The 23,270-nt window shown below is 61.0% G+C and carries 18 protein-coding genes and 1 tRNA gene; 7 read left to right on the plus strand and 12 right to left on the minus strand.

Annotated features, from left to right (window positions below):
• The coding region (locus tag AC6FTP_RS17635; protein WP_497208227.1) for an alcohol dehydrogenase catalytic domain-containing protein at positions 1 to 792 on the minus strand (792 nt) is incomplete at its 3' end.
• A 52-nt stretch (positions 793 to 844) separates the two neighbouring features.
• Positions 845 to 2,386 carry a S10 family peptidase gene (locus AC6FTP_RS17640; RefSeq protein ID WP_497208228.1) on the minus strand — a complete coding sequence of 514 codons (1,542 nt, stop codon included), beginning with the start codon at positions 2,384 to 2,386 and terminating at the stop codon, positions 845 to 847.
• Between the two features lie 96 nt (positions 2,387 to 2,482).
• Between AC6FTP_RS17640 and AC6FTP_RS17645 the strand changes: the two genes are divergently transcribed.
• A tRNA-Glu gene (locus AC6FTP_RS17645) sits at positions 2,483 to 2,557 on the plus strand.
• 38 nt (positions 2,558 to 2,595) lie between these two features.
• Here AC6FTP_RS17645 and AC6FTP_RS17650 read toward each other — a convergent pair.
• Positions 2,596 to 3,291, minus strand: coding sequence for an RNA polymerase sigma factor (locus AC6FTP_RS17650; protein WP_497208229.1), 696 nt, complete (start codon positions 3,289 to 3,291; stop codon positions 2,596 to 2,598).
• Between the two features lie 97 nt (positions 3,292 to 3,388).
• Between AC6FTP_RS17650 and AC6FTP_RS17655 the strand changes: the two genes are divergently transcribed.
• The gene (locus AC6FTP_RS17655) at positions 3,389 to 4,237 is read left to right on the plus strand and encodes a PIG-L deacetylase family protein (protein ID WP_497208230.1); all 849 of its coding nucleotides are present in this window, start codon (positions 3,389 to 3,391) and stop codon (positions 4,235 to 4,237) included.
• Between the two features lie 6 nt (positions 4,238 to 4,243).
• Positions 4,244 to 5,248, plus strand: a complete 1,005-nt coding sequence (locus tag AC6FTP_RS17660) for a retropepsin-like aspartic protease (RefSeq protein ID WP_497208231.1) — start codon at positions 4,244 to 4,246, stop codon at positions 5,246 to 5,248.
• On the opposite strand, the gene AC6FTP_RS17665 is transcribed toward AC6FTP_RS17660, so the two are convergent.
• The 3 genes from AC6FTP_RS17665 to AC6FTP_RS17675 form a co-directional block, all read right to left on the minus strand.
• A complete protein-coding gene (locus tag AC6FTP_RS17665) occupies positions 5,249 to 6,514 on the minus strand; it encodes a DUF1501 domain-containing protein (RefSeq protein ID WP_497208232.1) in 1,266 nt (421 codons plus the stop codon).
• 47 nt (positions 6,515 to 6,561) lie between these two features.
• Entirely contained in the window at positions 6,562 to 10,197 is a 3,636-nt protein-coding gene (locus AC6FTP_RS17670) for a DUF1553 domain-containing protein (protein WP_497208233.1), read from the minus strand.
• Between the two features lie 91 nt (positions 10,198 to 10,288).
• Entirely contained in the window at positions 10,289 to 10,903 is a 615-nt protein-coding gene (locus tag AC6FTP_RS17675; RefSeq protein ID WP_497208234.1) for a response regulator, read from the minus strand.
• A 212-nt stretch (positions 10,904 to 11,115) separates the two neighbouring features.
• Here AC6FTP_RS17675 and AC6FTP_RS17680 point away from each other — a divergent pair, with 212 nt between their 5' ends.
• The 4 genes from AC6FTP_RS17680 (at position 11,116) to AC6FTP_RS17695 (ending at position 14,966) form a co-directional block, all read left to right on the plus strand.
• Positions 11,116 to 11,751: a class I SAM-dependent methyltransferase gene (locus AC6FTP_RS17680; protein ID WP_497208235.1), complete on the plus strand. Its 636-nt coding sequence runs from the start codon at positions 11,116 to 11,118 to the stop codon at positions 11,749 to 11,751.
• Positions 11,752 to 11,978: 227 nt separating this feature from the next.
• Positions 11,979 to 13,655, plus strand: coding sequence for an alpha/beta hydrolase family protein (locus AC6FTP_RS17685; RefSeq protein ID WP_497208236.1), 1,677 nt, complete (start codon positions 11,979 to 11,981; stop codon positions 13,653 to 13,655).
• A 567-nt stretch (positions 13,656 to 14,222) separates the two neighbouring features.
• Positions 14,223 to 14,723 (plus strand): PIN domain-containing protein, encoded by a 501-nt coding sequence (locus tag AC6FTP_RS17690; protein ID WP_497208237.1) that lies wholly within the window; start codon positions 14,223 to 14,225, stop codon positions 14,721 to 14,723.
• 3 nt (positions 14,724 to 14,726) lie between these two features.
• Positions 14,727 to 14,966 carry a toxin-antitoxin system HicB family antitoxin gene (locus tag AC6FTP_RS17695; protein ID WP_497208238.1) on the plus strand — a complete coding sequence of 80 codons (240 nt, stop codon included), beginning with the start codon at positions 14,727 to 14,729 and terminating at the stop codon, positions 14,964 to 14,966.
• Between the two features lie 1,102 nt (positions 14,967 to 16,068).
• Here the strand turns inward: AC6FTP_RS17695 and AC6FTP_RS17700 are convergent.
• The 6 genes from AC6FTP_RS17700 to AC6FTP_RS17725 all read right to left on the minus strand — a co-directional run.
• Complete coding sequence (locus AC6FTP_RS17700) at positions 16,069 to 18,150, minus strand: sensor histidine kinase (RefSeq protein ID WP_497208239.1); 2,082 nt, start codon at positions 18,148 to 18,150, stop codon at positions 16,069 to 16,071.
• A gap of 91 nt (positions 18,151 to 18,241) precedes the next feature.
• Positions 18,242 to 18,472, minus strand: coding sequence for a hypothetical protein (locus tag AC6FTP_RS17705; RefSeq protein ID WP_497208240.1), 231 nt, complete (start codon positions 18,470 to 18,472; stop codon positions 18,242 to 18,244).
• A gap of 51 nt (positions 18,473 to 18,523) precedes the next feature.
• Positions 18,524 to 18,991 (minus strand): SsrA-binding protein SmpB, encoded by a 468-nt coding sequence (gene smpB, locus AC6FTP_RS17710; RefSeq protein ID WP_497208241.1) that lies wholly within the window; start codon positions 18,989 to 18,991, stop codon positions 18,524 to 18,526.
• A gap of 45 nt (positions 18,992 to 19,036) precedes the next feature.
• A complete protein-coding gene (locus AC6FTP_RS17715; RefSeq protein ID WP_497208242.1) occupies positions 19,037 to 19,237 on the minus strand; it encodes a DNA-directed RNA polymerase subunit omega in 201 nt (66 codons plus the stop codon).
• A 113-nt stretch (positions 19,238 to 19,350) separates the two neighbouring features.
• A complete protein-coding gene (locus AC6FTP_RS17720) occupies positions 19,351 to 20,763 on the minus strand; it encodes a hypothetical protein (protein ID WP_497208243.1) in 1,413 nt (470 codons plus the stop codon).
• Between the two features lie 12 nt (positions 20,764 to 20,775).
• Positions 20,776 to 23,270, minus strand: a 2,495-nt coding sequence (locus AC6FTP_RS17725) for a hypothetical protein (RefSeq protein WP_497208244.1), incomplete at its 5' end; no start/stop codon positions are given.

The raw sequence follows: 23,270 nt of genomic DNA on the forward strand, positions 1-23,270 counted from the left end.
ATCGCCACCGCAGATCTCGCGGAGGTGGGCGGCGAGGCCTTCTTGTTTGGCATGGAAGGCATCGGAGGCGCCGAGCTTCTTCGCGAGTTCGAGACGCTTTTCATCGAGATCGACGGCGATGACACGATCCCAACCGCGTGCTTTCAGCGCCTGGACGACGAGCAGGCCAATCAAACCGGCACCGACGACGACCGCGGTGCCGCCGGGGGCTTCTTCGCCATGGCATTCGCAGCCGTGGCCGCAGGATTCGGTCTTTTCCGCTTCTTCCGCAGGCTCGGTGAAGGCTTCACCGACTTCGATGCCATCGGCGAGATTCACCGCGTGCAGGGCAATGGACACAGGCTCAGCAAAGGCGGCTTTTTCAAACGCGAGCGACTGAGGAATGAGATAAAGGATGCGCTCTGGCAGCACAATCTTTTCGGCAAAGCAGCCGTGGCGGCGATACTCGCCGGGAGAGACGCCGAGCACTTTTCTTTTCGGGCAGAGGTTCACGTAGCCGGACTGGCATTCGTCGCACTCGCCGCAGTATTCGGTGGAGTCGAAGGTGACGCGGTCACCGAGCTTCCAGTCGGTCACGCCTTCACCCAGCGCGATGATTTCTCCCGCTGCCTCATGTCCCATGACGATGGGCGGCTGGCGGCGTCCGCTGCGGCCGTCCATGCCGTGGATGTCACTGCCGCAGATGCCGCAGGCTTTGATCTGCACGAGCACCTCACCAGCGGCGGGCACGGGGTCGGGGAAACTGGTGTCGTAATTAAACTCGGAGGCGGCGGTGAGGACGAGGGCTTTCATGGCGGGGTGCGGAGGATGAAAAGGGATGGCGTGGTGGCAAGAGCGGCGTGGATCACTGCGCGCTGGCGGCGCGGATGAACTTGGCGAGGTCGGCTTTCTGTTTCTTCAGGTCAGGCAGGTTCAGATACATCATGTGACCGGAGGCGTAGTCATCCTGGGTGATGTTTTTCAGCAGATCGGGATGCACGCGGAGGTGGTTGAAGGTGTAGCGGCTGGCGAAGTAGGGGGTGGCCATGTCGTAGAAACCGTTCGAGACGTGGACTTTGAGGAAAGGATTCGCGGTCATGCTTTCGGCGAGGATCTCGGAGACATCGGCGAACTGGTTGTCAGCATCCCAGTTCCACTTTCCGACGCTGGCGAGGATGTTGTAGGGACGGTCATCCTCGAACTTCAGGTCGTTGCGGACGTAGTGATTGAAGGTGGAGGCGAAGGCACTGAAGACGGCATCGGCGCTGGGATCTGTCTCGGCGCTCTCGCTCAAAGGATCGCGGACGTAGTTCGTGTAGCGGCTGTCGAAGCGACCAGTGACGAGGCGCTTGTCACGCAGCAGCTCGGCATTGAAGCGATGGAGCGGGACGCGGAGGTTTGAGCCATCGACAAAGGCTTCCGAGAGGCCGGTGAGACGGGCCATTTGCTTCACGACTTTGGCGCGATCCGCTGCGGGCAATCCGGCACCGAGCAGGAGAGCACGGTTGTATTCCCCGGCAGCGAAGGTTTCTGCCTCGGCAAGGACTTCGGCGAGTGGCTTCTTGAGCAGGTCAGCAGAGAGCTTTTTGTGATACCAGGCGGTGGCGGTGAAGCTGGGCAGGAAGAGCATGTGCGGCAGGTCATTGCCTTCAGCGCCCCAGATGGTTTGGAAGTTCAGCACGGTGGAGACGAGCATGATGCCATTCAAATTGAGACGATGAGCGCGGATGAGTTCACCACTGAGCGCGGCAGCGCGGGTGGTGCCGTAGCTTTCGCCGATGAGGAATTTCGGCGAAGGCCAGCGCGAATGCTTGCTGACATAAAGGCGGATAAATTCGCCGATGCTCTTGGCGTCTTCATTCACGCCGAAGAAGTTCTTGGCATCCTCGGGCTTCGTGGCGCGGCTGTAACCGGTGCCCACGGGGTCGATGAAGACGAGGTCGGTCTCATCCAGCAGGCTGAATTCGTTTTCGACGAGCGCGTAAGGCGGCGGCACAGCGAAGCCGTCGTCGCGCAGTTTCACGCGCTTCGGTCCGAGCAGGCCCATGTGCATCCAGACGGAGGAGGAGCCGGGACCACCATTGAAGGAAAACGTCAGGGGCCGGGTGGCGGCATCGGTGACGCCCTTCTTGGTGTAGGCGATGAAGAAGATGTCCGCCGTGGTTTTGCCTTCGGCATCTTTGAGTGCCAGCGTGCCTGCCGTGGCGGTGTAGTCGATCTTCTGGCCGCCGAGAGTGAGGCTGTGCTCGGTCTCCGTTTTCTTGTCGGGCTTGGCCTCGTCTTTCTTCTCCTTGTTGTCTTTTTCCTCCTTGGCTGCAGGCGCTGGTTTGGCAGGTTCTTCGGCCTTTGAAGGCAGGGCGGGGAGGGCGATCAGGAGCGAAAGGCAGATGAGGCGGGCGGGGGACATGGCGCGGAGAATAGCAGGCCGAGCAAGAAAGCCATCTTTTCCCTTGCAGAATCTCCTTCAAGCGGCAATCTCAGCGCCCGCTCAACTCCGAGCAGTGACCCCTTCGTCTAGCGGTTAGGACACATCCCTTTCACGGATGCGACACGAGTTCGATTCTCGTAGGGGTCGCCAATTTTTTGGCTTCCGAGGCAAGCGCAGCATGATCTGCGCTACTCGGCCGGATCTTCACCGAGGTAAGCAGCCAGATACTTCCTCAGCTCTGTCCTCGCTCGGAAAAGCAGGCTCTTCACCGCTGGCAGGCTCATCTTTAAAATCTCGCAGATCTGCTCATATGGCATCTCTTCGTGACGGCGCAGCACCACGGCCAGACGCTGCTTCTCCGGCAGGGCGGCGATGGCTTTCTCCAGCGCTTTCTCCAGCTCGTCCTGCTGGGTGAGGTGATCCGGCGCGGGCGCGGTGTGGTCGGCGTATTGGCGCTGCGGGCCGTCGTCGTGATCGTTGTCCGTCTCCAGGGCCACCTCCTTGCGTCGGCTGCGACGGCGGGTCTCATTGAAGACGAGGTTCCGCATGATGGTGAAGAGCCAGGTGGTGAATTTCGCCGTCGGTTCGTAGCGCGGGGCGCTCTTCCAAACGCGCAAAAAGACCTGCTGGGCGATGTCGTGCGCGTCATCCACATTCCCCAGCATTCGTGCCGCCGTGCCCACCATGATGCCCTGATGCAGTTCCACGAGCTTCTCGAAGGCCTTCACATCGCCCTCTTTCACGAGGAGCATGAGGCGGACGTTCTCTGCATCGCACGACACATCTTCCGTGTCAGCGGAGACGGTGGGTGCGACGGGGGAGGGCCATTCCGGGTCCGGCATGACGTAAGTGGGCAGGAGACCGGCGATGCTAGCGGCAGTCATGGACCGCTTCAACTCATCCCGCATCGCCCGGTTGCATGGAAAAATGCCGTGGCATCGCATCTTGCGGGCGGCGCACTCGTGCGCTTAATGGCTCGCCGTGACCTTCCGCCACCCTAAAAACGACGTTTTCATTCCGGACAACACCGACACCTGGACCGCGCTCCGCCGTGTGACCCATCTGGGCATTGTCTCCCACCAGGACGATCTGGAGATCGCCGCCTATCACGGCATCACCGAGTGCTTCAAAAGCGGCGACAAGTGGTTCGGGGGCGTGGTCGTCACCGATGGCTCCGGCAGCCCGCGCAAAGGTCCGTATGAAAAGTACACCGACGACGAGATGCAGAAGGTGCGCCTCATCGAGCAGCGCAAAGCCGCCTATGTGGGTGAATACAGCTTCATGGCCCAGCTCGGCTATCCGAGTGAGGAAGTGAAGACCCAGCGCAACGGCCCTGTCGTCGAGGACATCAAATTCATCCTGGAGCACGCACAGCCGCAGATCGTTTACCTGCACAATCCCTGCGACCGTCACGACACCCACGTGGCCACATTCCTCCGCTGTCTGGAGGCACTGCGCGCACTGCCGCCGGAGATGCGGCCCAAGAAAGTCTATGGCTGCGAAGTCTGGCGCAAACTCGACTGGCCCATCAGCGAGGACAAAATCATGCTCTGGGTGGACAAGCACCCCCACATGCTGCGCCCCTTGCTCGGCGTCTTCGACAGCCAGATCAGCGGCGGCAAGCGCTACGACCTCGCCGAAGAAGGTCTGCGTCATGCCAACGCGACCTACTTCGACTCCCACACGACGGACAAAACCAGCCTGCTGTCCTTCGCCCTCGATCTCACACCGCTCGTCGAGGACGATCAGCTCGATGTGGAGGAATACACTCTCGGTTATGTGCGTCGTCTGGAGAAGGACGTGGCGGATCGGCTGAGGAGATACGTTTGATCTGACATGCGTCGCTTGCCCGCTTTCATTGGCCTCCTCGTGGCCGTGCTGCTCACCGCTGGTTGCGGGAGCATCGGCGGTCACGGCCCGGTCAGCGCAGGCACGATGCGAAAGCTTCAGTCGCGCGCTATCTCGCGTGATGAGTTCGCTCGTCGATTGAAGGGAGCTGATGGCGATATCCGACACTCCTTGCCTGAGCGCAGGATCACCATTCCCTTCAGTCTTCAATCAAACACGCCTGTCATCAAAGCCGCCGGCCCGGAAGATCAGCCGCTCTCCATGCTGCTCGACACGGGTGCTGCACGCATGGTTCTCGGTGCCAGCACCGCGACGGAACTCCGCATCCCCACCATCAAAGCCAGCGAGGCTCAGGCGATGATGATCGGAGTCGTGGGAAATGAGGCGGGGCTTGTCGGCCTCGTTTCGCCTTTCCGCATCGCCACTTGGACCGTGCCGACGTATCCCTGCTTTGTCCGCACCCACGAGAGCCATGGCGAGGGCGTCAGCTATCCCTCCAATATCCTTGGGTTCGATCTGCTCGCCCGTTACTGCTCCTATCTTACGCTCGACTATCCGAAGCGCGAGGCCACGCTGGCCTTCAAGGAGCGCTTCAAGCCAGCGCACGCACGCTCGTCGTCCGCGCCTTTTCGTATCAAGCACGACGTGCCCTTCATTGACCTCAAAGCCAAGGGCGTGAAGTGGTCCTGCATCATCGACACCGGTTCCTTCAATGGCATCGAGATCGACGAGGCCATCGCTAAAAAACTCGGAGTGCAGGATCAGGGAAAGATCGTTGAAGGACTCATCCTAGTGGCAGTTGGCGGCATGGTCAGTTCTGACAAAGCACGCCTCCGCACCGTAACGTTGCCCGAGATTACGCTGCTCGGGGAAAGCCACAAACAAGCCGAGGTGGACATCTCCCCCGGCATCCCGCGTGTGGGCTCCTTCTATCTCAAAGACTACCGCGTCACCTTCGACTTTCGCCAGAAACGCGTGTGGTTGGAGTGGTGATCAGCCAAACAAAGCCGCTACAGCCTTGCCACCGTCGGTGATCGGCACAGGGCGTGTGCCATCCATGAGTTCCTTGCTTGGATCAATGCCCATCGCGGCGTGAATCGTGGCGTGGAAATCGACGAGGGGCACGGGGTTCTCGACCGGTTTCTTGGCGAGTTCATCGGTGACGCCATACGCGCCGCAGTGGTTCAAGCCACCACCGGCGAGCACCATCGAGAAAGCAGTGCCCTGATGACCACGTCCGCCGCGACCATCGAACTCTGGCGGACGACCAAATTCGGTGCCGACGACGATCAGCGTCTTGTCGAGGAGCTTCTTGTCCTTCAAATCGCGGATCAGGGCGGAGAGGGCAGTGTCGAGTTCCTGAATGAGCAGGTGCTGGTTCTTGTAACCTTCGTTGTGGATGTCCCAGCCCGTGCCGTTCATGAAGTTGAGATTGTGTGACACTTCGATGAAGCGCACGCCAGCCTGCACGAGGCGACGTGAAAGCAGGCAGCGCTGACCGAACTCGCCGCCGTAGTCGTTGCGCAACGTGTCGGGCTCCTCCTTGAGATTGAAGTGGCGCATGAACTTCGGTCCCGCGAGGCGGAGAGCTTCCTGCTGCGCCATCTCGTAGTCAGCAGCAGCGGAACCTTTCGAGGTGCGTGCCATCAGCGGCTTCAGAAGCTGGTGGCGGATCTCCGCACGCTTTTCATCGACATATTCAGGCCGGGTGAAGCCCGCAGGGCCGGTGTTCGTGTCCGTGAGATAAACATAGCCGCTCTTCGCGCCGAGGAAGCCCGGGCCGCGGCTCACGTTCGGATAGCCGATGAGAATATAAGCCGGTACATCAGGGCTGGCTGCGCCGCGCTGGTTGGCGATGATGGAGCCGATGCTCGGATACACCACGTTGCCAGAGATCATGCGGCCCGTGTGGACGATGTTTGTGGCGAAGGCGTGCTCGTCGATGACGTGGTGATTTACCGTGCGCATCACGGTGACGTGTTCCATCACCTTCGCGGTCTTGCTGAGGTGCTCGGTCACCTGCACGCCTTTGACGGTGGTATCGATGGACTTGTAGAGCGAACCCGCCGTCTGCGGCTTGCCCAGATTGTCGCCGAGCTTCTTCGGGTCAAAGGTGTCGATCTGCCCCATGCCGCCGCCGAGCCAGATGAAGATGCAATGCTCAGCCTTGCCCTTCGGTGTGTGGACGGGTGTGTTGTTCGCGAAAAGAGGCGCGGCACTGAAGGCGGCGGCGGAGGAGAGAAAGGAACGGCGTTTCATGAAGAGGGAGTATCAAGTTTCAGGTTCAAAGTTTCAAGCAATGGCAGCTACGGGCTGAAAGCCCACTCCGGCGCGTTCAGCATGGCCCAGAGCACGTCTTCCATGCGGGTGCGCCAATAGGCGTCGAGTTTTTCAGTGGGTGGTTCGCCTTGGCGGGCGGCGGCTTCTTGGGCCATGCGGACGGTGGTGGCTTCGCCGTCGAGATGATTGGACCAACTCACATACTTTTCGCGAGTGCGTGTGGGCTTGGAGCTTGGAGCCTGGGGGGTGGAATGACGGGTGTCGAAGCCGGCGCTGAGGTGCTGGGTGTAGAGTTCGCGTTCCTGGGCGGTGGGTTTGCGGGTGAGGAGCTTCAAGAACAGGGTGTCGATGAGTTCATCCACGGACTGAGCTTTCAAGGCGATGTCGGTGACACCGTGATCATCACTCATGCGTGTGAGCCAGACGCCGAGGGTGCCGTTGCTGAGGATGGCGGGCTGCAGGACGTTTGGATCGGCATCGCGTTTGCTGATGGGATCCTGCCGTGCGCCGCGCCAACCGAAGGCGCTGAGCACGTCGGTGACGGCCTGAATTCTTGGCAGGGCGAGGCTGGGGCGGTCGCGTTCGTTGCTGGTGCTGGTGAGCATCCAACTGCGATGCGGTTTGCCCATGTGAATGGCGTTTTTGAGGTCGCGGGTGTTGTCGATGTCGAGGCAGACTTCTTCAGTTTTGAATGGCTTGCCTGTGGCAGCAAACAGCGAATCCACGATCTGCTCAGCCTGGAGACGACGCGGGGCTGGGCTGGTGTAAAGCGGGCTGGTGAGCTTCAACTCGGGATCGGTGGCACGTTGATAGGCGTGGCTGTTCAAGATGAGGCGGGTGAGATTTTTCACGTCGTAACCGCCGCGCACGAACTCACGGCCAAGCCACTTGATGAGCTCTGGGTGCGTGGGCTTGCCCTTTTCCCAGTCTTCGACCGGTTCCACGATGCCACGGCCCATGAAGCGCGACCAGATGCGATTGGCGGTGACTTGAGCGAAGCGTTCGTTCTGCGGTGCGGTGATCATGGCGGCGAGCACATCGCGAGTGTCCTGCGGATCTTCGGCGAGCTTGCCGGTCGCCTCATCGCAGAACTCGGCGAAGGGCCACTTCGGCTGCACCTTGGTGCCGGGCATGAGTGTGACTTGAATCAATGGCTTGCGGCCACCGGCGTGGATCTTGTCCATCGGCACGCTGCTGGTCTTCGGTACTTCGATTTCCTTCGTGCCGAGCATGGCGGCGAGTTCAAAGAGGTCTTGTTGCAGCGATTTGCCGGTGGGCGAGTCGTGGCAGCGGGCGCACTTCATTTCCACGCCAAGGAAGGCGGTGCTGACGATGGTTCCTTTCGCGGCCATCGGCACGTCGTTCTGTGATGCGGTGCCAAATCCGGCAGGTCCGCCGAGACGCTCGCTGCCCTTCATGCGCAGGAGTTCGGTGACGAAGAAATCCATCGGTTTGTTGTCCTTCAGCGATTCGTAAAGCCACCAACGGAAGGGGCCAGTGTTGTTGAGCGTAGGATTGAGGATATTCGGATTTTCGGCGAGCACGTCCTGCCAGTAGCCCATCCAGTTGTCCGCCCAGCGTGGGTCATTGAGGAGGCGGTCGATGGCGGCCTTGCGGCCGGGGTTCTTTTGAAAGGCTGCGATTTCTTCGAGCGTCGGCACGACGCCAATGGTATCGATGGTGACGCGGCGCAAGAAGCTCAGATCGTCGGTCAAAGGCGTGAGCGTGAGATGATCAGCGCGGATGTCGGGCCAGTGCGCACCTTCTTTGATCCACTTCGTCAGCACGGCGACCTCGTCTTTGGTTAAAGGCTTGCCCTTGGGCGGCATGACTTCGTCTTCATCGTCGGAGGTGATGCGGGCGATGATGGAACTGTGATCAGGCTTGCCGGGTTGAACGGCCGCGCCGTCGGATTTACCGCCTTTGAGTGCATCAGCCAGCGAATCGAGATGCAGCCCACCTTTGGCCTTCGCGCCGCGATGACATTCGTTGCATTTCGCCTCAAGGATGGGCATCACATCTTTGAAATAGTCGATGCTGCCTTTGTGCGAGTCCTGCGCCTTCACGCCGTCGATGCGGGCGGCGATGAAATGGTCGATCTCATTGCTGGCGGGGAAGTTTTTCGGCAGTTCGGGCACCTTCACGGGTTCCACCTTCGCCAACCAAGCTTTCGCGGCCTCGCGCCGCTGCGTCCAATACGGATCGGACTTGGCGCGCAGTTCGGCGCGCTTCTTGGCATTCACCACATCGTAGTGCGTGGTGCGTTCCTTCTCATACTCGGCCCAGCCAGCGTCGTTGTAGGTCACCCCGCGTTTGCTTGGTGTCACGAGTTCCCAGGTCTCCGTGCCTTGCTTTGACCAAGCAACGACGGTTTCGCCAAGCTCAGGGCGGCGAATGCTTTTGCCGACATAGCTGCCCACGATGGTCTCCAGCACGAAGAATTGCGGCTTGCCCGTGCCTTCGAACTCACACCAGGATTCGCGATTGCCCGGCGGCACGAAGCGGAAGTCGGGGCCGAGGTCGAGGTAATCTTTTTGGTCAGCCACGAGATGATGGCCGTCGCTGTCAGCGGGCGGAAAGGACGTGGTGAGGGTCGTTTTCCCGTCGATGTAGAGATTCGTGGCACCACGTGCGCGCAGCAGCAGGCGATGCTTGCCTTTAGGAAAGGTCACGCTTGCGGCGGCACGCAAAAGGAAGGGCACATGGCGCTCACCGCGCACACCGGTCTCCACGTACTTCTGCGGCACGTCGAAGAAGCCAAAAACGTCCTCGGTGTAGGTCTCGCCGACCTTTGGCGGCTCGCTGGGCCAAGCATTCGAGTCGGGCATGCCATCCTCGGCCAGTTGCACGAGCACTCGGCCTGCGGGCACTTCTTTTTTCGCGATCGGCGGTGGAGGCGGGACGAATTGATACTTCGCCTTCAGCGCTTCGGTGTCGATGGGGCCGCGATAGATCGCCACTTCATCCAGCCAGCCGTTCAATGAATGCGAAGAGGCCAAGGTGGAGCCACTGCCGATCATGACTGCGTCGCCATCGGTCACAGGGCCGCGATCCGTCGCGCCACCCATGTCCCAGGTGCCGTCGGTGGGCTGGCCGTCGATGAAGCCTTTGATGCTTTTCGGTTGTCCAAAGGTGTACGTCACCGCGATGTGGTGCCAGCCTTGCAGCGGCATGGTGTCCTTCGACCACCATCGATGCCAGTCACCCTTTTTGTCGGGAACATTGGCGCTGTGGAATAAGAAGCCGATCTGCGCCCCGCCTTTGCCTGTTTGCAGGCGCAGCGCGTAGTTTTGATTGTTTTGGCCAAACTCCTTGGTGCCGAGTCGTCCCTTCCCGATGATGTAAGGCGTGCCGCTGGCTCCAGGAGCCTTCACCCAAGCTTCGAGCGTGATCGTTTCGTTCAGACCGAAGCGCAATTCCTCGCTGTCCGCGATCTTGAGTGCCTTTTTGCCTTCACCGACGAAACGGCTGGCCGTGTTTTCCTTGGCAAAGCCGGGATAAGTCGGCGCACGCGGACCGGGTTCTTTTTGGTCATCAAAACGCCACTGCATCACTGGCTTGAGCGTGGCCTTGTCGGAAACATCGTTGCCCGCGTTGCTGTCGTTTTGGGCGAAGGCGGCGGATGTGAGAAAGAGGGTGCTGAAAAGGACGGAGCGCGTCATGTTCCTACCAACGGCTGTTTGCCCCGTCTTTCAGCATTCCTGGCCCCCCACTTTCGTGAGGGGCGACGTAAAACGAGTTGGGAAACTCGTTCTACACCTGCACCAAGCCGCGTCGAATGGCCTCCGCCGTGGCTTGGGCGCGGTCGTTGACCTTCAGTTTCATGAGGATGCGGCTGACGTGCTGCTTCACGGTGTCCTCGGAGATACCGAGGGTGGCGGCGATTTCTTTGTTGGCGTTGCCTCGGGTGACGAGGGTGAGGATCTCGCGCTCGCGGGGGGTGATCTCGGGCTCGGAAAGGCGGTCTTGGAGGCGCTTTTCGATGTCGGCGGGCAGGGAGCGCTCGCCTTTGGCGACGGTGCGGATGGCGGCGAGCAGGGCGTCGCGGGAAGAGGATTTTTGCAGGTAGCCGAGGGCACCGGCCTTCAGGGCGGCGTGGATCTCGTCATCGCGGGCGAAGGTGGAAAAAATGAGCACGCGGGCGCGGGGATGCTCCCGCAGCAGCGCGGCGGTGGCGTCGATGCCGCTGAGGCCGGGGAGCTGGAGGTCCATGAGCACGACATCGGGCTTCGTTTCGGCAAACAGCCTCGAAGCGTCCTCCCCGCGATCCGATTCCCCGACGACCTGGAGATCGTCCTCAAGCTCCAACGAAGCCACGAGGCCGCTGCGGACGACGAAGTGATCGTCGATGAGGAGGAGGGTGATCATGGGGGAATGTCGAATGAGTAAAACCGAATGACGAAGGGCGTTCGCACCATCGAGTCACGGTAGGCACTTCGTCGAGCGACTCCTATGATTTCCCACAGATTCAGAAAACCCGCAGAGCCCGCCGCCTCGGCGACCCGCCGCAGCCAAGGCTTGATCTCAGGCGGCTTTTCCGCTCCGATCGGTGCATGGATTCACAAACCTTTCCTACTGACATGATCAGCTACTACGGAAGAAGGGCCAGCGAGTATGAGCAGATCTATGCCAAGGCAGAACGTCAGGAAGATCTTCGGCGAATACGTGGAATCGTGGGTGCGGCATTTTGCGGTCTCGACGTGTTGGAAGTTGCGTGTGGCACTGCCTATTGGACGGAAGCCTTCGCAGCGGGGGCAAGATCGGTCTTGGCATGCGATCTCAGTTCAGAGGTGTTGGAGATTGCACGCGGCAAAGACTGGGGAGCCTGTAACATCGAGTTTTGCCAAGCCGACGCTTATGCGCTGCCATCGTTTAAGCGCCAGTTCTCAGCGGCTTTCTCTGGATTTTGGTGGTCGCATATTCCGCGAAGCAGGCTCGCAGGCTTCCTCGAAGAACTTCACAAGAAGCTTCAACGAGGCTCCAAGGTGATGTTCATCGATAATCGCTTCGTTGAAGGAAGCAGCACCCCCATTACCCGGACCAATGAAGATGGAGATTCGTTTCAGCAACGCCGTTTGGCGGATGGCAGTGTCCACGAAGTCCTCAAGAATTTCCCTTCGGAAAGTGAGTTGTTAAGTGCGGTCTCAGACTCCGCTTCAACGGCAGAGGTTCTGCTAACCGACTACTTTTGGATTCTGAGCTACCAGATCAAATAAAGAAACAACCCAACATGAATGAGGGCAGGGCTGACGATGAGTTCGTTGCCTGGGAAAATCCAAACACCGCGCACCTTCGTCTTGGAGCATTCGACATGCGGGAATTCGGATCTCGTCATTTTGGTTTTGGCCGCGCTTCCTCCTGATTTTAACCGCTGATAAGACAATGATTTTCCATTCGTCCGCGACCTCTGGCCATGAGCGTTGTTTCACGCGATCACCCATTCATGACAAGAGTCTTCGCTTTCTCACTCCTCCTGCTCACCAGCATGCTCCAAGCCCAGACGACGGTCAGTCTCGGCACCGGCAAAATCTCTGGCTCCGTCACGGGGTTGAGTTCGGCCAATCCGAATATCACCGGACTGAGCGCGGGCATCAGCTTTGATCTCACCATTACAGCCACGAGTGTCGCCACGCCTGTGCTGACGGTGGCAAGTCACAACGACGGCATCGGTGTGGTGGGTGGTGCCAACAATCTGGAAATGGACAACCTCAACAATCTCATCGCCGAGGATGATCAGTCGCTCGTTTTCACCCTGAGCAATGTCACCGGCCTCACCGCCGGGCAGTCGCTGCGGATTTCGGGCATCGGCGCTCGTTCGGGGAGCGGCACCACGACCAAGCAATATGCCATCTACGACGGCACCACCTCCGTCAGCAGCGGCTCGTTCACGGCCACGTCCTTTGCCATCTCCGTGCCGAATCTCACCAGCGTGAAAATCACCGCCACGGGGCCCACCACCGCGCCTGCCTTGGATTCGCGGTTCATTCTCAATCAATTGCTCCTCACCGTCACGGGCGGCGGCGGCACTGGTGGCAGCGCCAATGCGGCGGCGAAGATCACTCATTCGGGCCTCAATGGCAGCGGCCAACCGTTTTTCACCTTCGATAGCGTCGCGGGGGAAAGCTACGAGATCCAAAGCTCCACCGATCTGCTTTCGTGGACGCCGATGGCCACTCTCTCCGGCACTGGCGGCTCCATCACCTTCACGGACGAGTTCACCCAGGCCCCGAGCGTGCCGAGGCAATTTCACCGCGCCAAGACGGTGCTCACGCCGAATGGAAACCTCGCCAACACCACGCTCAGCATCACGCAAACGTGGGCGCAGCAGCCGAGCGGCTACGCCCGCACCGCCGCCGTCCAAGTGCCCGCAGGTGCCGGGCCGCACCCCGTCATCATCCTGCTTCATGGCAATGGCGGGACGGGTGCTGGCACCATCGCCGCGCTCAATCCGCATGTCAGCACCGCCATCCGCGTGGCACCGGATGGCTATCTCACGAGTTGGAATGTCGATGGCGAAGCCTCCCTGGCACCCGATGTCGCCTTCATCCGCGATCTCATCGCTTTGCTGAAAACCTATGACAATGTCGATGCGGGCAAAATCTCCATCTTCGGCATCTCCAACGGCTCCGGCATGACGAATCGCCTGCTCATTGAGCTCGACGGTGCCGCCTTTCAGAATGCAGGCTGCCAGGTTTCCCAAATGCTCGCCAAGATGTATCACGACGGTGCCTTCTGGTTCAATGCCACCGGCAGCAATGCCTACGACCAGATCATCATGCCCGCCAAACGTCGCCGCATCATCAGCCTCAACGGCACGGCGGATCCCCTCATCCCCTACACCGGCGGCACCAGCGCCATCGGCACCTTCATCTCCGCTCAGGAGAGCATCTATCGCTTCGCCCAGGCCATGGGTGAAACCGGTCCGCAGCTAGCCGATGCCGCCGGCATTCCCGGCACCGGCACGAACGGTTACTCGGCCCCCTTCGTGAAATACACCTACCGCAGCGGCCAATTCGTCCACTACAAGCTCATCGGCGGCAATCACGGCCTCCAAGTCAGCGGCAGCTTCGTCTATGCCGATGAAGCCAAGCAGCTCGTCGCTGCCTTCCTCTTGCAGTAGCGCTGATTGGACGCCCACCCCAATCCTCTGACGTGAGGCACGCCGCCTCGACGACCCGCCGCAGCCAAGGTTCTTAAATCCTGAGGCGCTTCTGTTTTGGGAAGGTCGTCTGGAAAAGGCGTGATCTCAAAAGGCAAAAGAATGGGGCCAGAATCAAAATCATTCTCTTGCCCCCATTGATACGCTTCACTTCCCTTCGGGCAGCCTTTGGCTGTCTGTCTCGTTTCACTCGGCTCTCCTGCATATTTCTGACTCATCTGTTCGCCTCCGAAGTGCCGCTCCGCCTCACTTCACTGGATCAGACAAAATCATGGAGGGTAAAATCATGATTTTGTCAGCCATGATTCTGTCTTCTCACGGTTCGATTCGGTCATCCCTGCAAACGGGGAGATCATGGCAACAGAATGGGGGCAGCAGAATGTTGAGATTCAAAGCCATTCTGCTGCCCCTATTCTGTTGCCATAAATAGAGTCAGCATCGCACCCAACGCACCCGCCGCCTCGAAGACCCGCCGCAGCCAAGGCTTGATCTCACGCGGCTTTTTCGCTTCCATTTGAATTACGCCAAGTGACCTTATCTGACGATGTTGTCCACCAGCACGGGAGCGAACAATTTCGTTGTGGGCTTGCCAGTTTCGTTGATGGTCCTCGCCAGATGTATGCAGTTTTTGACACCAGCACTCTCATATCTGCCTTGCGCTCCAGCGCGGGAGCAAGCTATGCCGTGCTCCAAGCCATCCGAGCCAAGCGCATCAAGATCGCTTTGTCGGTCGCCTTGGCTCTGGAGTATGAGGATGTTGCCACCCGACCAGGGGTGGTGCCTGCGCTTGATGCGCGGAGCGTTGGGGTCGTCGTCGATGTCCTATGTGCCTTGGCTGTCCAGCAAAAGGTCTATTTCTCATGGCGTCCTTACCTCATTGATCCTGGAGATGACATGGTTTTGGAGGTGGCTCTTGCGGCTGGCACGCCCTACATCATCACAAACAATCTTCGCCACTTTAGTGGTTGTGAATCGCTTGGCATACGAGCGGTCACGCCAGCCGAAGCGCTAAAACTTATCCGACCCTGATTTATGGCTACGCTCTCCATCGACATTCCCGACTCACTCCGCGACGGCATCGAAGAACTGACGGCCAAGGATGGCTATTCATTGAACCAGTTTCTCGTCTGTGCGGCGGCAGAAAAACTCTCCTCATTTGCCACCATGGATTATCTTCGTGAACGTGCTGCAAGGGCTGACTTTGCGGAGTTTGATCGCATCATGGCGCGGATTCCCAACGTGGCACCAGACCCAAGCGACGAACTCCCATGACCGCAAATCAGGCGGCAAACGGCAACAGCATGGGGGCAGCAGAAGGTTGAGATTCAAAGCCCTTCGGGGGTCTTCATTCGGTGGCCCTCAAAAGGGGCGGCATCGCACCCAACGCGCCCGCTGCCTCGACGACCCGCCGCAGCCAAGGCTTGATCTCAGGCGGCTTTTCCGTTTCCATCGGCGCATGGATTCAAATGCCTTTCCGTCGGGAAACTTCGCCTCGCTCCCGCATCTCAATACCGTTATTCCCCAGTAAACAACGTTCGCCCCAAATTCGATGCGCCTCGCCCAAACTAAAGAAGCCACAAGAGAGTTTGTTGCTCTGCTAGAGTCGCATCTGGCTACAATCCACCCCGATTACAAATGGAGTCGTCATGCGAAGGGGATACGACACGAATACATTCGGGAGATTGGAGACGGCCTATATGCGATACACAGCGTGTTGTGCATGCGGGGCAGATACTACCATTGCTTTTGCCTCTCGGAGCATCTTGGACACGTTGGCCCGACTCTGTATAGCCCGTTTACCATAGGGGGACGCTGTGACCACAACTACTCGATCACGAGAGCTTGCCACGGAGACCTTGGACTTAGCCCAGTGGATCCTGTCACCCCCTTTCGGATGAGTGATTCACATCAGTTTCGGACCGGGGCGGATAAGATTGTGCGACGCTGCACATCGGAAGCAGAGGCTCGCCTTCTACCTTTCTATCAATCAGTTTGGAAACAGACTCGGCCAGTTCTACAAGAGATGCTTGACTATATCGCAGCTACTCCCGCAGATCGGCTAGCCAGTGCTGCCGCAACATATCCTGGCCCCCAACATGAGTTGTCATGCCATATGCTGGAGTTTCAGCGTCTCTACGGTTCATTACCAACTAGCCAGCGACAGGCTTTCTTTGCCGCTATTGCCGTTACCATCCCAGAAATCATCCGGGACATTACGACTACCGCAACCATACCATGATCGAATGTGTCCCAAGGACGAGCAATCTGTGGCTGCCCCACTGTAAGCCAGATGTATCATCGTAGGTTGCTCGTGGCTTCAATATCGACTCCCATTGCGACACTTGCTCCCGCTTTAAGTCTACCAATGCCTTCGTCATTTCCCCAGCGGCAGATCGACACACACCGCCGTTCCTTTCCCCGTCTCGCTTTCCCATCGCACCTCGGCGCCGACTTTCCTGGCTCGTTCGCGGATGCCGATGCAGCCGAAGTGGCCGGGTTGGCCGTGGGTTTGGGCGGAGGGGTCGAAGCCTTGGCCGTTGTCGGAGACCCGGAGAGTGAGGAGTGATGGAGTGGTGGAGAGGTGGAGGGTGATCTGGGTGGGGTGGGCGTGTTTGAGGGCGTTGGTGATGGCCTCTTGGGCGATCATGCGGAGGTGGTGGGTGACGTGCGGGGGGATGGGGCCGATGGGGTGGAGATCGAGCGTGATGGCGATGCCTTCGGGGGCGCGGGTGGCGAGGAGTTCGAGGGCCTCGGTCAAGGTGGTGGCGTGGCCGGTTTCGCGGAGGTTGGAGACGAGGTTGCGTGCCTCGCTCTGGATGCGGGAGACGAGGCTGCGGCTGGTTTCGAGCAGGGTGCGGGCTTTTTCCTCCAGGGGGCGCGTGGTGGCGGCATCGAGGCGGAGGGAGAGGCCGGTGAGCTCCTGCTCCAGGGTATCGTGAAACTCGCGGGCGATGCGCTGGCGCTCGTCGAGCGTGGCCTGGTGGGCGATTTTGCTTTCCAAACGGGTGATCTGTCGGCGCTGGAGGGTGATCCAGACGAGGGTGAGCAGGACAAGCCCGCCGAGCAGGGCGATGGCGAAGACGAGTCGGCGGGCATTCCAAAAGGGCGCGGTGCTGAGCGTGCGGATGTCATCGACGGAGCGCAGGAGGAGCGAGGCGCGGTCGGGCTCGGAGCGGAAGCCTTTGTCCGTGGTGGCGGACTCGACGAGGCAGATGCCGGTGAGCTGGCAGAGGGAGCCGAGCTGGAGACTGGGCGCGGTGTTTTGCAGAAGGAAGGCGCGGATGGAGGTGCCGCCGGAGGTGAGACGCAGCTCGTAGCCGTCGCGGGTGCGGAAGAAGTCGTTCAAGACGGCGGGCGCGGTGAGCTGGACGAGATCGGCATCGTGCGAGCCGTCCTGAAAATCACGCAAGGTGACGGCGGCGGCAATCGGTGGCTCGGCGGGCTGGCTGCTGAGCACCTGGGCATCGGCCAGCGAGGCGCTGAAGCCGGCCATGACGGGAAAGCCGGTGATCTCGGCCAGATCCCCGGAGCGCAGGGATGGGGCTGACGGGAGTGATGGAGTTGTGGAGTGTTGGAGCAGTGGATTGCTGATGAGATGGACGGCGATGGCCGGGGAGAGCGGCGGCTTCGGCGGCTCGTCTTTTTTGACCTCACGCGGCGGTGGTGGCGGGGTGACATCCCGCAGGAAGACGCGACCATCCTCAAACGCGGCCAAAACGGTGCCGCGAATGCGGGCGCGGTGATGCGGCTCGTCCGCCGCGCCAAAGCGCAGCAACGCGGCGACGGAGATGACGGGCAGCGAGTCGGGCGCGGCGGCGCTTTGCGTGAGGGCGACATCGCTCCAATCGGTGACGCGGAGGTAGGGAAAGACGAGCTGGCGGCGGTCATTGATGCCACCGGCGGCGAGGGCGGTGATGCGCAGTCGGGCATCAATGAGCGAAGGCGCGGCCTCCAGCGGCGCATCGACCCGCACCTCGATCACTCGACTGCCCATGGCGAGACGCAGGAGCGAGCGATTTTCATCCAGCGGTGTCAACGTGCGCCCGAGGCCCTCGGCGACGACGCGTTGATAATGAAAGCGCCCCGTGGCGAGGTCGTCAAAGCTGGCCGAAACGCCCGCCGGAGGCGATTCGTGGCCCAAAACGTCGATCTCCGTCACCTCGACACCCGGCAGGTAAAGTCCGGCCATGGTGACGCCTTTCACCTGCACGCGGTCGCCGACGCGGAGGTCGTTGCGAGCCGGTTTGAAGTGCAGATGCGTGCCTGCGGTGTCGTCCTGCACGAAAACGGTCCCACCGCTCTCCACGAAGCCGACGACGGCCGTGAGCTCGACGGGTAGCTTTTCCAAACTGCGCTCGTAGGGCAGCGTGCGGATGTCCAGAGCGCGGGTGAGCTGTGCATGGGCGATGCCTTGTGAGGCAAGTGCAATGCAGACAGCTTGAAGGAGCTGGTTCATGCGTGGAGGTCGATCATCCGCTGACTCAAGCGGTGATTTGGAGTGGTTGCAGCCCGCTGGTCGCCCCACTTTCGTGAGGGTTTTTTCCCATTCAGAGTTCGGGTATCTGGCCGACGATGCGTGGGGCGAGGCCGACGTTGGTGAAGGTCTCGGTGAGTTCTTCGAGGGTGACTTTGCCGCGCTCGTTGATCTCGAAATAGACGAGGTCGTGGTGGGTATCGACCTTGTAGCGGACGTGCGGCAGGAGATCCATTTGATCACGGAACTGCATGAGGACGGTGTCGTCGCGGAGGCCGGGGGCGTAGATTTCAAGCTCGATCATGGCTAGGTTCTAGCCGGTGCGATGGCCTGAGGGCGAGCAAAAAATGACCGATCAACTGCGACCGCGCTCGTTGAAGCGGGCGACGACTCGCTGGGCCTCGCGTTTGTCAGCTTTTTCTTTGTCTGCTTCACGCTGGTCGCCTTTGGTTTTACCGCGGCCGACGCCGATCTCGATTTTGAACCGGGAGTTCTTCCAGTAGGCGCGTAGGACGGGGAGAGTGAGGCCTTTGATCTGGGTTTCGCCGAAGAGCTTCAGGATCTCGCGCTTATGCAGGAGGAGGCGGCGGGTGCGGCGTGGCTCATGCTGGGTGAAGCCGTTGGCCTTGTCGTAGGCCTGGACATCGAGGTTGTAGAGCCAGACTTGGCCACGCTCGACCCTGGCGAAGGCATCGCTGATGTTCAGGCGGCCTTGGCGGATGGATTTGACTTCGGTTCCCCGGAGTTCCACGCCCGCTTCGTAGCGTTCGAGGATTTGATAATCCCGGAGCGCTTTTCGGTTGGTGGCGATTTCGTCAGACATACGGCGGCGGGGTTGAGGGGGCCGCCCGTGTGGGAAGACTGGCTATTACTCAGCGATGTCCTGGATCTTGATCTTGCCGTGGATGATCTCAAGCAGAGCGATGTCAGCGTCACGGAGACCTGGACGGCGCTCGACGAGCGGGGATCGGCCACTGGCGAGTTGTTTGACGCGCTTCGAGACCATGTTGATCAGGATGGGCGGATCTTTGATGATCTGGGCGGCTTGTTCGACAAGTTCGGCTTTCATCGGCTATAAGGGGGACGGGGGCTGGCCCGGAGGCCGGGCGGAAGGGGGGGCAGAGAGTAGTGGGGTCTGCCGATCTGGCAAGCGGGAATTGGGCCTGAGACAAGGGGAGAGCTTCAAAGCTGGTTCAGCAGGTCGCGCTGATGGCGGTCGGCATCGGTAAGGAGCTTGGGATCGAGGTCTTCGAAGACGCGGAGGGCGAGGTCGGGCTGATGGGCGGCGAGGTGGGACTGGATGAGGCGACGGGCAGCGGCGGTGTCACCAGGGAAACGTTTGAGATAGGCCTGCCAGAGGCTGGCGGCGGAGGCGGGTTTGCTGGCGGCTTCGGCGAGGGTGGCGGAGAAGTGGAGGTCGCGGTTTTTGGGCTCCAGGCGAAGAGATTCGGTGATGACGCGTCGGGCGAGGGGGGTGCTTTGGGCCAAGGTGTGCAGGGTAGGGCTCAGGGCTGGATGGGTGAGAGCTTTGCCGAGGAAGTCGATGGCCTGGATGCTGCGTTTGGACTCTTCAGCCAGGAAACAGATGCGGGCGAGGGCGCTGGGTTCACCTGTGGCGGCGAGGCGGAGGCAGGCTTCAAGGGCGCTTTGTTGGGGGAGTGCACCGTCGGCGAGGGCGGCATATTCGCGCAGCCACTGGGAATACTCAGGGGCGATCTCGGCGCGGGTGAGGAGCTGGGCGGGCGGGAGTTTGTGCTCGGGGTAGGTGGCGAGGAGCTTTTCGATCCAGGGCAGGATCTGGGTGGGCTGACCGCAGGTGCGGGCACTCATCAGGCCGTGATTGAGGATGGTTTGAAAGCCGGGGTCTTCCGGCGGGGTGTGGCTGAGACGGTCGAGCTGGATGGAGAGGGCTTCTTCAGAGCGGTGGAGCTGCAGGAGGTAGTGGAGCTGGAGTTCGTGGGCTTCGGCGAGATCGGCGGAGGGGGTGTCTTTGCCGTGGGCTTTGAGCCACTCACTGATGCTCGTGAGGGCGGCGGCGGGTTGGTTTCTTTCGCGGGCGATTTGGATGTAGGTGCGGGTGAGGTTCCACTTGGCTCCGGGGGTGTCGATGGCGCGTTCGAGGATGTCCATGGCGGTCTCGAGATCGCGCTGGCTGCGGGCACGTGCGGCGAGAGTCTCGAAGGCGTAGAGGCGCATGGTGTCATCGAACCGGTTGCCTGAGGCGGCGATCATGAGGTGGGCTTCGGCGGTGGAAGTGCCTTTGCTGCCCTGACCGAGCCAGCCGAGCAGCAGGGAGTCGCGCAAGGAACCGGCGTCGCGGAGCATGGGGCTGTCCTGAATGGTGATTTCCCGGAGCTGCTTCATGGGAGCGAGGCTTAACCACTGATCCACAAGCGCGAGCCGTTCGTCCGCGAGGAAGGCGATGCTCATCAGGATGGGTTGGGCGGTCTCGCGGGGGACTTTCACCAGATAGCGGGTCAGTCGCTCGATCTTCGGTGTGCGGTGGTCTTCCACCACGGGGGCGGGGCGGAAGCGCCAGGCCCAGGCTCCGGCGAGGGCGATGTAAAGGAGGGCGAGGAGGAGGAATTTGAACATGAGCTGCGGGGATCAGCGCATGGCGGCCTTGGGTGTCTCTGGCAGGATGCGGAGCTGGACGGTGGACTGGCTGGGGACGATGAATTCGATGCGGCCCTTGGTGTCGGCCATGTGGTATTCAGGCAGGCCGTTCGCCAGCATCTGGCACATGGTGCCGGGCTTCATGCCTTCGAAGGCAAACTCGACGGGGCGTGTGTGGGCGACTTGCAGCAGGGCACGGCGGCTGCCCGCTTCCAGGTAGCGGACGCTGGCGCTGGAGGAGGCCAGGCGGAGGTAATCGGCTTCGGGCTCGGTGCGCATGACCAGCTCGGTGCGGCGCAGGCCGAGGGTGTGGATGTAAAGCTGGTCTCCCTGGCGGACGAAACCGGATACTCCGGTGCAGAGTGAGAGATCCGGCACCCCGGCGGCCACCGGGAGGCGGAGAGTGCGGGCAAAGCCTTCATTGACGATGATCCAGCGGCTGGGGCCGGTCTGGAAGATGCGGGTCCGGGCGGCATCCCGCATGATGCGGGCGTAGTGCCCGGCGGTCACGGCCTGGAGGGGCTGGGAGGCGCACCAGTCGAGCAGGCGCTCGACCTGCTTCAGAGTGGAGGCGCGGGCAGCATCGTGGAAGCTGAGGCTGAGCTGCACGGGGCTCAGCCAGCGGTGCTGTCCGGTGCGGTGAGCTTCGTTGATGAAGGCTTCGACTTCGGGAGTGCCCTGAGCCAGGGGGCTGCGGGTCATGAGGGTGGAGAATTGGCCACCGATACCCCAGCTCCGTGGGGAAAGGGCCGGAGTGCGGCCAGCGAGTGTGGTCTGGGTTTGAAGGATGAGATTCTCCACACCCATGTCACGGGAGAAGGCCACGGCTTCCTTGCTGGGAAAGCTGTCCTGGGGCCAGCTCATGAGGCCCATGGTACGATCGGGGTTGAGCAACTGGTGATGGAGAAAGGCGAGTGAGCCTGCGACCTCGCGCTCCAGAATGAGCGGGGTGTTTTTGGCCGAGGCATTGAGCGTTCCGCCGACGGGCTTGCGGCCGTCCCAGGAGGTCGGGCGGCTCAGGCCACCGGAGGCGGCCTCCACGGAGGGGAGGGCAAAGATGGCGCGCGCAGCTTCCTGAAGACGCATGGCCTGGCGTGGGTCTCGCCCTGGGGTCCAGCCTCGGACATCGCCCTCGCAAACGGCGACGGTCATGGGCAGGGAATACTTGTCGATGACCTTTTCCAGCATGACCTCGGCGGCGATGGGCAGGCCGGGCTGATCAGTGGTTTCGGCGAAGCCATCGGCCTCGATGTGAGTGATGAGCATGCGCTGGCCGTCCAGGCTCGTGGTGTCCACGACGGGGGTGACGGCCTGAGCGGCGAGGAAGCTCTCCAGGAAGGGCAGGGGATCGAGCTGGGGGCCGGCCTCCACCGCCAGAGGGTCCAGCCAGAAACCACCCCAGGAACTTAGGAAAATCTGGTCGCACACGGTGCCGTCAGCACGCACGGAGAGCAGGATCTGGCTGCTCTCCGAGGCCGCACGCACCTCGCGCAAGCCGGTGGTGCGAGGGGCGATGGTGCCGCGATTCATCAGCAGCGCGTTTTCGACCTGATGGATGATGGCTTCTCCAGATTTGGCGATGTTTTTGCCGCTGCCTTTCAGGTCCAGAGCGGTGGCCACTTGGCTCCAATCCGCGGCGGTTTCCCAAGGCTGGCCGGTGATCAGAAGAGGCACGTTTTCGGATTTCAGACCCGTCACCAGGCTGATCAGACTGTGCTGGCGCTCGAGATTCAGGCAGAGCGACTGATCCAGGATCACCGCGTTGATGGTGACATGCTCGGGCAACCAGGCGGCGCTGGCCTCCAGGCTGGCGTCGTGATACACGATCTGGTAGCCCAACCATTCGAGCGAGCCATGCAGCACGCGGGCGGTGTAACTCGTCTGAGCGGCGCCGGAGTGAAGCACGAGGACGCGGCGGACGGTTTCCTGCAAAGGGCCGAGGTTCACTCCAGTCAGCTCTGGGGTGGTAAAGAAAGGTACACCGCCCAGCTCGCGGATGCGGCTGGCACGTGGGGCCACATCCGCCGTGTGTCCGGGCTTGGCAAAGCCGACGACGTATGGCTGCACGCCCTGGCGGGTGGCTTCGTGGATCTTGCGTTCGTTGCGGGCGAGGTCGTCTTTGTCGGCGTCCTTTTCTTCGATGAAAAGGATGCCGTCGAGGTAGCGGCGGGCCTCGTGCAGCAGGGAGTAACCGCCTTCGAGGAAGATTTGCTTGTCAGGATACGCAGCTTTCAGCAGCGGCAGCACGCCCAGCACTGCGGCGCGTTCAGCGTCCTGGCTGATGGTCTCCAGCCCGGCGAGCACCACGCCGTTGAACCCACGCTCGGCAGCCGTTTCCACCAGTTCATGCACCACGACGTGCGCCCAGCGGGGGTGGGTGGCATCCAGCCGGAAGATTCCCCGCGCACTGCCTTCGAGCAGGGGCACGCCGAGCTTTTGGGCCAGCACGGCAGCAGGTGAATGGGCCGCGACTTCGAACAGCGGCA

Origin of the sequence: Prosthecobacter sp., assembly GCF_044378005.1 — a bacterium.
GTDB lineage: Bacteria > Verrucomicrobiota > Verrucomicrobiia > Verrucomicrobiales > Verrucomicrobiaceae > Prosthecobacter.

Coding starts and splice junctions, on each gene's coding strand:
- AC6FTP_RS17640 (WP_497208228.1), bottom strand. CDS start 2,386: ATGTCCCCCGCCCGCCTCATCTGCCTTTCGCTCCTGATCGCCCTCCCC.
- AC6FTP_RS17650 (WP_497208229.1), bottom strand. CDS start 3,291: ATGACTGCCGCTAGCATCGCCGGTCTCCTGCCCACTTACGTCATGCCG.
- AC6FTP_RS17660 (WP_497208231.1), top strand. CDS start 4,244: ATGCGTCGCTTGCCCGCTTTCATTGGCCTCCTCGTGGCCGTGCTGCTC.
- AC6FTP_RS17665 (WP_497208232.1), bottom strand. CDS start 6,514: ATGAAACGCCGTTCCTTTCTCTCCTCCGCCGCCGCCTTCAGTGCCGCG.
- AC6FTP_RS17670 (WP_497208233.1), bottom strand. CDS start 10,197: ATGACGCGCTCCGTCCTTTTCAGCACCCTCTTTCTCACATCCGCCGCC.
- AC6FTP_RS17675 (WP_497208234.1), bottom strand. CDS start 10,903: ATGATCACCCTCCTCCTCATCGACGATCACTTCGTCGTCCGCAGCGGC.
- AC6FTP_RS17680 (WP_497208235.1), top strand. CDS start 11,116: ATGATCAGCTACTACGGAAGAAGGGCCAGCGAGTATGAGCAGATCTAT.
- AC6FTP_RS17685 (WP_497208236.1), top strand. CDS start 11,979: ATGACAAGAGTCTTCGCTTTCTCACTCCTCCTGCTCACCAGCATGCTC.
- AC6FTP_RS17695 (WP_497208238.1), top strand. CDS start 14,727: ATGGCTACGCTCTCCATCGACATTCCCGACTCACTCCGCGACGGCATC.
- AC6FTP_RS17700 (WP_497208239.1), bottom strand. CDS start 18,150: ATGAACCAGCTCCTTCAAGCTGTCTGCATTGCACTTGCCTCACAAGGC.
- AC6FTP_RS17705 (WP_497208240.1), bottom strand. CDS start 18,472: ATGATCGAGCTTGAAATCTACGCCCCCGGCCTCCGCGACGACACCGTC.
- smpB (WP_497208241.1), bottom strand. CDS start 18,991: ATGTCTGACGAAATCGCCACCAACCGAAAAGCGCTCCGGGATTATCAA.
- AC6FTP_RS17715 (WP_497208242.1), bottom strand. CDS start 19,237: ATGAAAGCCGAACTTGTCGAACAAGCCGCCCAGATCATCAAAGATCCG.
- AC6FTP_RS17720 (WP_497208243.1), bottom strand. CDS start 20,763: ATGTTCAAATTCCTCCTCCTCGCCCTCCTTTACATCGCCCTCGCCGGA.